Origin of the sequence: Shewanella cutis (genome assembly GCF_022410515.1) — a bacterium.
GTDB classification, from domain to species: Bacteria; Pseudomonadota; Gammaproteobacteria; order Enterobacterales; family Shewanellaceae; genus Shewanella; species Shewanella cutis.
Genome location: NZ_JACSDI010000008.1, coordinates 187,460 through 196,397 on the forward strand (window position 1 = coordinate 187,460; position 8,938 = coordinate 196,397).

The 8,938-nt window shown below is 46.0% G+C and carries 3 protein-coding genes; all 3 read right to left on the reverse strand.

Annotated features, from left to right (window positions below; genetic code table 11):
* Window positions 1-4: 4 nt before the first annotated feature.
* Complete coding sequence (locus tag H9J30_RS13000) at window positions 5-1,387, reverse strand: HlyD family type I secretion periplasmic adaptor subunit (RefSeq protein ID WP_240131389.1); 1,383 nt, start codon at window positions 1,385-1,387, stop codon at window positions 5-7.
* Window positions 1,384-3,561, reverse strand: a complete 2,178-nt coding sequence (locus tag H9J30_RS13005; protein WP_240131390.1) for a type I secretion system permease/ATPase — start codon at window positions 3,559-3,561, stop codon at window positions 1,384-1,386. The genes H9J30_RS13000 and H9J30_RS13005 overlap by 4 nt, the downstream gene beginning before the upstream one ends.
* 103 nt (window positions 3,562-3,664) lie before the next feature.
* On the reverse strand, window positions 3,665-8,938 hold a 5,274-nt coding region (locus tag H9J30_RS13010; RefSeq protein ID WP_240131391.1), incomplete at its 5' end, for a type I secretion C-terminal target domain-containing protein.

An 8,938-nucleotide genomic window follows, 5' to 3' on the forward strand; every position in this document is an offset into this window, starting at 1 on the left:
AGGCTTAACGCTCTCTGAGCGCTGTGTCCTTAGCCCTTAAAATTGGATTTAAAATGTACTCAAGAATGGATCTTTGTCCGGTGATGACGTCAACGGTTGTTAACATCCCGGGTATAATTGGCATCTGTGTGCCATCGTCTTTTATCAAACTCGAATCTTCGGTTCTGACCTTTATAAGGTAGAAGCTATTTCCTTCTTCATCCTGTGAGGTATCGGCACTTATATGTTCTACTGTACCTTTGAGCCCACCGTAGCGGGTAAAGTCATAGGCCGTTACCTTAACTACTGCGGGTAAACCTGTATGTAAAAACGCAATATCCTTAGGTAAGATTTTGGTTTCTATTAGTAATTGGTCTTCAGAGGGGACGATTTCAATGATATCAACCCCTGGTTGAACTACACCACCTAAGGTGTTGATATGCACTGTCTTAATGGTGCCGTTTACGGGGGAGGTGATAATCGCTTTACTTACCTTATCCTGAGCTCCCACCTGAGCTTCATTCATTCGGGATAAACGGGTTTGTGTTTCGTTAAGCTGTGCCCGCAGGTCTGCCGCGTAAACAAATACCGCTTCACGCCGCTTTAATATCGCTTCGTCTAATGCTGCTTTAAGCTTCGGTCGCAGCAGTCGTAATGAATTTAACTCACCTTGCGCATCGTTAACTGCGCGTTCAAGTTTTAGCAGTTCAACCTCAGGCACAATTCCTTTTTTAGCGAGTGGTCGAGTGAGTTCTAATTCCCTAGAAATCAACTGCATACTGGTTGTTAACGTCGTTGTTTTTGATGCGAGATCATCAATTTCTTGCTGTCTTTGCTGGATTTGACGAACCAGAATTTCCAGTTGGTTACTCAAATTGTCTAAACGACCGCTATATTCTTCCTGCTGCCTTTTAACTAGTGCAGGTTCTGCCTCGGCAATGCTATCGGGAAACACTAAGGCTTTTTTAGTAATTTTGACTTGTTCACGCCAGTCGGAAGTCATATCGGATATGAGTATGCTATCTAACTCTGCGCGCATACGGATTGCATTCGTCTTTAAACCAAAGACTTCTTGCTCCTGCTGGGCAAAATCAGAGCGAAAGCGCGTATCATCAATCCGGACGAGTGGTAGGCCTTTAGTGACAAGATCACCTTCTCGAACAAACAGTTCTTGCATGATACCGCCATCAAGACTTTGGATTACCTGTACTTGAGAAGAAGGGATCACTTTACCTGAACCTGTGGTGACTGTATCTAGTTCGGCAAAACCAGCCCATAGTAGAAAGCAGGCAACCATGGCTGCTAACGCCCATATGATTAGCCTATGCCCACTTGGGGCATCTGTCATCATGGCGCCATAAACGTCATCAACCATGTCTAAATCATTTGTCGTTAGGTTTTTACTCATTTTTTAGCGCCTCCGTTAACAAGGCCAAAATTGAGTTTTTCTAACACTTCGGCTTTAGGACCATCAGCAACAACATGGCCCCTTTCAAGCACAATAATACGGTCAACCAATTGTAATAAATGCATTTTGTGAGTGATTAGCAGCAGAGTTCTATCCTTGCTGACATTTTGCATTGAGCGAATAAACTGTTGTTCAGCCCGAGCATCTAAACTCGCAGTAGGCTCATCCATCAACAATACGGGTGGATCATTAAGGGTCGCTCGGGCAAGGGCTACGGTTTGCCGTTGTCCGCGGCTAAGAGACATTCCACCTTCGCCAACCTGTTGATCTAGGCCTTCGGCCTCCAAATGCGTGAACTGACTGACACCTGAAAGCTGCACGGCTCGGATAAGTTGATGTTCTGTCACTTGGCGAGTACCAAAGAGAATGTTATCTCTGATCGTGCCGTGAAATAGGGTGACATCCTGCGGCAAGTAACCAAAATTACGGCGTAGATCGCTAGGATGAATTTGCGCCGAATCGACACCATCGTAACGTAGGCTACCAGTTGTTGGTTGGAATAGTCCGACGAGAAGTTTGGCTAAGGTACTCTTACCAGAACCATTGCGGCCGATAATCGCAACACGCTCACCTGGATTGATGGTTAATGAGAGCGGGTGAAGCACAGGTTTTTCAGAGCCGGGATAACTAAATCCAACGTGGTCGGCGTTTATTTTGCCTATTAAACGCTGTTTACTGACTAAGTGGCCTTTATTTTCAAACTCGTCTTCTTGCAGCATTAACTCATTGAGCTGGCGCAGTGCGCTGGCTGTGTGGTTTGCTCGCGTCATTAATCCTGCTAACTGTGCCATTGGTGCTATAGCGCGGCTTGATAACATCACTGCCGCAATGATCCCGCCCATGGATATTAGGTTATCTGAAACGCGGTAAACCCCTAAAATAACCACGCATACTACGGTAAATTGCACGATAAAATTGGCAGTATTCGATACGGAATTTGAGAGTTTTTTGGATTTTAATTGCCAATTTGCACTGTGGCCAATCATCTGTTGCCAGCTTTTTTGAACAATTCCTTCTGCGCCGTTGGCTTTAATCGACTCAAGTGCAGATAGGCTTTCAATCAAATGCCCGTGTTTTAAGCTGGAAAACTTATTACCTTCCTCAATCGCCGCTTTTAATTTGGGCTGGGTATAGAGTGTAAAGCCAATGATGATCATACCGCCAACCACAGGTATCACCGCTAAATCGCCAGCAACAATATAAATCACGATCAGAAAAAAGAGCGCAAAGGGCAGATCGACTAAGGTCGTGATGGTGGCTGAGGTTAAAATTTCTCGGATACTATCAAATTCACCCAGTTGTTTAGCCATCCCGCCGATGCTGGGCGAGCGTTTTTCAAGCGGTATGCCAATTGCTTTGGCAAAGAGGCGAGATGATACGATGATATCTACTTTTTTACCTGCTACATCAATTAAGTAGCTTCTTAATTGCCGCATAACCAGATCAAATAAATAGGCAATAGAGGCTCCAATCGCTAATACCCACAGGGAGTCAAATGCAAGGTTAGGTACAACTTTATCGTACACATTCATGATAAACAGCGGCGAGACTAACGCGAAAATATTCACGAGAACCGAGGCAATTAAAGCATCACGGTAAATTGGGGCAGAGTCCTTTAAGGTTTGGACTAACCAGTGGGTTTTATTGTCGTGTAAATAGACATCGAACCCCATGTCGCCACGATATTCTTGCTTAACGAGGAATAGATAGCCCACATACAGAGTTTCAAGCGATTCTATTGTGAGTATTTCTTCCCCGCCAGTCTCAGGAAGTTGGATGACTGCACGGTCAGATTCGAGGTCAAATTCTCGCAGAATACAGGCTTTCTTATCCTTTAATAACAAAATACAGGGTAGCAGTATTGGCGATATCTCATTTAAGCCTTTACGAGATAATTTTGCCGCTAATCCTGCGCGAGATGCTGCTTGAGGGAGCAGCTCGGGTGTTAACACCGCTCCAGATAAAGGCAAGCCTGCCGCAAGTGAATCACTTGAGCATGGATTACCAAAATGTTCAGTAAGAAGCACTAAACAATCTAACAGTGGGTCAACAATTACTCGCTGTGATGCGGAAATTGTCCACTGCTCAACCTTTTCAGACGCTGTAACAGGCACCTAATTATCTATCCTTTGATTTTATTATGATTCTTACAAGTATCCACTAGGAAGGCCTATATTTCTATAGGCCCCTAGGTATTAACGATAATAGTTTTTTTGCCTATGGCTCAATTGATCTTAATGGGTCAAGTTTCACCTCAAGGTCAACCGGGGCAGGCTGGGTATCAATGATTAGCGGACCTTGGCCATTACTGCCGAGCAACCCATTAATAATACCTGCATTATCCGTTGCGCCATATTGGCTATAGAGGTTAACCCCATCAAGCACAATATGTTGATCGAACGTGCCATCCCTGTTTGCATCGATATCGATCACGGTTGAACCATTGTTTAAGCTAAAGTTTAGATAGCTTTCTAACGTATTAGCCGTTTCACCTTGAAGTAAATCACTGAGATCAAGCTTATCTTCACCCACCTTAAAGTCCATTATGTGGTCAGTGCCATTATCGGCATCCGCATAGCGCCATACAAAGGTGTCATTACCACCATCACCGCGGAGGACATCATCACCAAGGCCACCGATCAGAGTGTCGTTGCCGTCACCGCCACGTAAACCATCAATACCTACGCCGCCAATCAGCAGATCGTTACCACCACCACCATGAACGACTTGACTGCCTTCACCACCGTTGACCGTGTCGTCGCCTGAACCCAAATTGACAGTGTCTGTTTTGGGTTGTAGCGGTTGCAGGACATTGCTCTTGAGCGATCCGACATCAGTCGTGATGGAATCTTGCGTCATAAAGTTACTGGCAAGAATTTCTGCCTGAGTCACGACCGAATTGTTGGAGTTGGGTAATGAACTGCCAGTGTTTATTACGTTATTTGCTGTTGATATGCCTAACTCTACATAGTCGTTGCTTGCGCCAGCATTTATCAATAGCTCTGTGCTCTTGTCGATGTATTGGGTCGAGGCGACCGCTCCAACTGAGCCATAACCACTCAGGCTGACAGCAAATTGTGCCGATTCGCCTGTCCAATTTGTCATGATGAATGAATCAACACTCTGACCACCTGTTACCACTGTTGCCGGCAGAACAGTTACAGGGAAAGTCGTGGTAGTTGTGGCTTTATCACTGTTGCTGGATTCAGTTGCTGTTGCCACGACAGTGATGTTAATGGTGCCGGTCGTCACTGGTTTGAGCAGCAGGTTGCTCTTGTTCCAGGAACTGATATCTGCTGTGCCATCAGCGCCGATAGTGAGAGTTTTCTCACCATCCGTGAGTACAGACCCAACAGGTAGCCCTTGCAGTTTGATACTGAGTGACTCAGAACCGTCAGTGTCAACGAGATTGGCGCTGATATTGCCAAGTTTGATGAATGAACTGTTGTATCCCATATTGTCTACTGCGCGGAATGCAAGGTTATCCATGATAGCACCCACTGAATCAGCATTATCAGCTTCAAAAAGCAGACGATAATTACCACTGGTCCCCACTGGCAGGGTAACTTTTTGATCTTTCAGCCAACCCGAGGTAGTTGGGTTGAAGTCGTAAAGCATCACCGCCTGCGCCATGATAGGATTACCGTTGGCATCCAGAGGTACCAGTTTGATGGTAAGGCCGGATGTTGCGGCGCTATTCATGCGCGCCGCAATATCAAAGCCCAGCTCATAGAACCGACCTGCTTCCAAGCGCATGTCGGTATAGAGCGTCTTATCGCCGTTATTGAACTCGATTTCCATTACCTTGTTGTTTGAGTTGCCACCAAGGTAGGTTTTCTCCTGACCCACTTCAATCTTGCCGCCTGCGTTACTGGTATGCCAAGTTCCGATGGTATTTAGGCCTTTAATATCATTAGCTTTAATGCCATCCCAACTGCCAGAGAACTTGGCATCTTCAAAGTTGATGGCTGCAACAGATGTGTAACCATTAATTATCAGATTAGGGGCATCTGCCACTGCTTGGACAGTGATATTCAATGTATTTGTGGCACCAGTATTAGTGGTGTAAGTGATTTCTGGTAATGAACCACTCCAGTGATCTTTGGGATCGAAGCTGTATTCACCATTTGCTTTTAATTGCAGCGAGCCTTCAGGCAATTGATACCAAGTATTGCCTGCATTATAGGTCACGCCATTCACTTGGAAACTGGTTACGGATAATGTGTTATCCACATCCGTATCATTTTCCAGCACGTACCCTTTCGCTAAGGTATCCTCTGCAACGGTTTTGTTATCTGGTTTGGTCACTGTTGGATCATTAACAGGCGTTACCACGATAGTTAACGTGCTTGTTGCTCCTGTATTTGTCGTGTAGGTAATCACAGGGACTTGGCCGTTCCAATCAGCCGCGGGTGTAAAGGTGTAGCTACCGTTAGCATTGAGAGTCAGTTCACCCTCTGCCAAAGTAATTTTACTGCCCGCAGTATGCTGAGTGGTATCGTTAGCCACAGTGAAATGGCTGACTGATGTATTTTTATTGCCATCATTTTCCAGCACATTACCGATTACAGCAGTATCTTCAGGACCACTTTTTTCATCTTGAACTGCTTTAAGCGCATTCGCATTAACGGTATTTACATTAATGGTGAGTAATGCGCTGGATTGATCACCATCAGCATCTTGCATGGTATACGTAAAGGTTTCTGTTGCGCCAGCCAGAATTGCTGAGGCGTTGGCTGTTACTGTGTAAGTGTAACTACCATCGGCGAATAGGATTAACGTACCGTATTGACCATTGATAATGGTTCCAATATTGCCAGTGGTGCCTGAGCCTGTTTGGTTGCCAGCTGCGGCGCCGACAACCGTGAGATCGTTATCAGCACCAATGACGTCATTGGTTAACACATTCCCCTCGGTAGAGGGTAATTCATAGCCATTACCAGCGACTATGCGTACAACCAGTTCATAACTGCTTGCCGCATTTTCAGCCGTTTTAATTTCAGTAACAACTTGGTTGGTACCAGGAACTCTAAAGCCTATTACTTGCAGCGTGTAAACTTGTCCCTGATGTTCAAAGGTGACATTGGTATTGCCGACTTTAATAATATCTTTTGAGGCTTCAGGATTGTTGTCGTCGTTCGGTGTTTCATTATGGTCAAAGTTGACTTTGAGCGTTACTGGTGTGACTACCCCATAGGCATCAGTCACCGAGAAAGTAACATCCATGGTTGCTTTGGTTATAGCGCCACCAGAAGAGATTGGGAAGTTATAGTGGGTAAACGTACCCAGAATAATATCTTGGTTTAAGGCAAACTGACCATTTAATGCGCTGTCGTTATCGATAAAACCATAACCAGACTTATAGGTATTTATTGGATTCCCCCATCTGATCTGATCTAAACCAGTGTCATTATCCGTGCCGCCGCCATTAGGGTTATTGTTACCATCGAAGGTGGTTACGCTTGTGCCATTTGTCCATGATTTCCAATTAGCCTCCACGCCAGAGACTCTAAAGCTATCTACTATCACATTGACACTGCCAGTGTCGTCGTTGGCATCAGGGACATCATCTGTAACAGTCACGGTAACATTCGATACGGCGGTCTGACCTGTGCCTGTTACGCCGATAACCTTAATACCTGAAATGGTTAGATTATCGACATTGACCGAGTGAGGCAAAGTAGTCAGCAATTCCGCTTTAACAGTCACATTTCCTTGTTCACCGGCGTTAATACGGTCCCAGTCCAAGGTCAGGCGGAAAGCTTCGCGGCCCATAGTGGTACCGATCAGTTGACCTAGTTCATTCAGCGCCCAAGATATATTGGCATTGATGCCGCTTACTTGAATACCGCTGACATCGCCAAACTGGAACACACCAATGGCATCACTTCCCGCTTTAAAGGTCAGAGCTTGCGAGTCTGAGTCAAGGCCGTTTGTCAGCAGATCTGCTTCCTGTAGTCTAGCGGTTGAATTTACGGTCAAAGCCAATGGCGCCAGTGGAATTCCGCCAGGAGCAGCAAGGTTCACATCAAAGTTGCCGTTTGCTGTATCACCATCGCTATCCTTCACAGTGACATCAAAGTTCAGGTTAGTACCCTGGGTGGAGGTGACAATTTCTTGAGCGGAAGTGCCATTGAACTGGAAGCGGAAGTCATTACCAGTGCCAGTGGTGGTCAGTTCAATATGGCTGATTGCGCCGAGATTGGATATTTCGTCACCGGAGGCGATGTTTCCTTCGCCGAGCAGCTGACCGTTTTTGTCATAAGCTTTAAAGTGGACAAGTGCAGTCCCAGAGAAGTTAATTGTTGCTGAGGCAACATCCTTGGCATAGTCAATAACAAAAACTTCTCCTGAATCGACAAAGGCGTTATTAGCACCGAAGCCTCCGGTATTGCCATTCACTGTGCCTGCGGAACCATTGGCATTGCGTGACGTAAGCGTGAAGGCCAAATCGTATGCCAACTGAGACAGATTGCTGTCGATGTCAAATTGGCCGGTTGCTGCGTTATAACCAACATAAACAGCAGAGCTGTTTCCGCCTTCACCACCATTAAGCCCTGCTATAACCACCTCTGACAGGCTATCAATAGACTTGTAAACCTGCATTGTATAACTGTCGCTATTTGGCTGCGCCGTCAGGGTAAATACTAGCTGTTGATTGATGTTGGATGCATCAAATGCACTAGGTGTACCGCTACTATCCGTGTAGGCATACAGAATTGAAGGGTTCAATGGATCTACAAAGTAAAACAGCGTGTTACCGCCAGAGGTGATGCCTGAATCTGCAAAGGTTACTGAAGTGCCATTCCAGCCAGTCACGTTGGCCGACAGATCTGCGCTGTAAAGTTGATCTGCTCCAGTTGTATCAAGCAAACCTGTTCCGACATAGGTACCAATGGCATTAATGCCATTGAGATCGCCCTCATTCAATACGATAACATCGTCAACGATATTAATATCTAGGCTGTTGTTTGCGGAGTTGCCATCGATATCTTTTACAGTGACAGAAATACTGTCGATGTAGCCTGTACCTGTTGCACCAGTCACAGAGTCATTATCGACCTTGGTATTGAGGGTGTAGCTGTAGCTTACCGAACCGCCGCTTGCACCGCCGCTGAAGCCGGTGAGGGTCAGAGTGCCGTAGGCCGTGGTGATGGTTACGGGGGATGAGGCACTTAATGCCTGCAACTGAGGCAGAGTCAGTGTTGTACCTGCAATCATTAGGGTTGCGAAACCATCAAGGGTGCTGAAGTTGAAGCTACCACTTTGAGTCAGCGCCGCATTATTCGGTTGAGTACCTGTTGCCAAATTCGCTTCGCTTACTGTTTTATCTGTTCCGTTCAAACCAAGTAAGGTCACAGGGTCATCCACCGGGGTGACGTTAATGGTCAGGGTCGAGGTGACCGTTGGGCCAGAGCCGTCGGTCAGCACATAGGTGATAACGGGAACGGAGCCGTTGTAGTTTGCCGCTGGGGTGAAGCTGTAGTTACC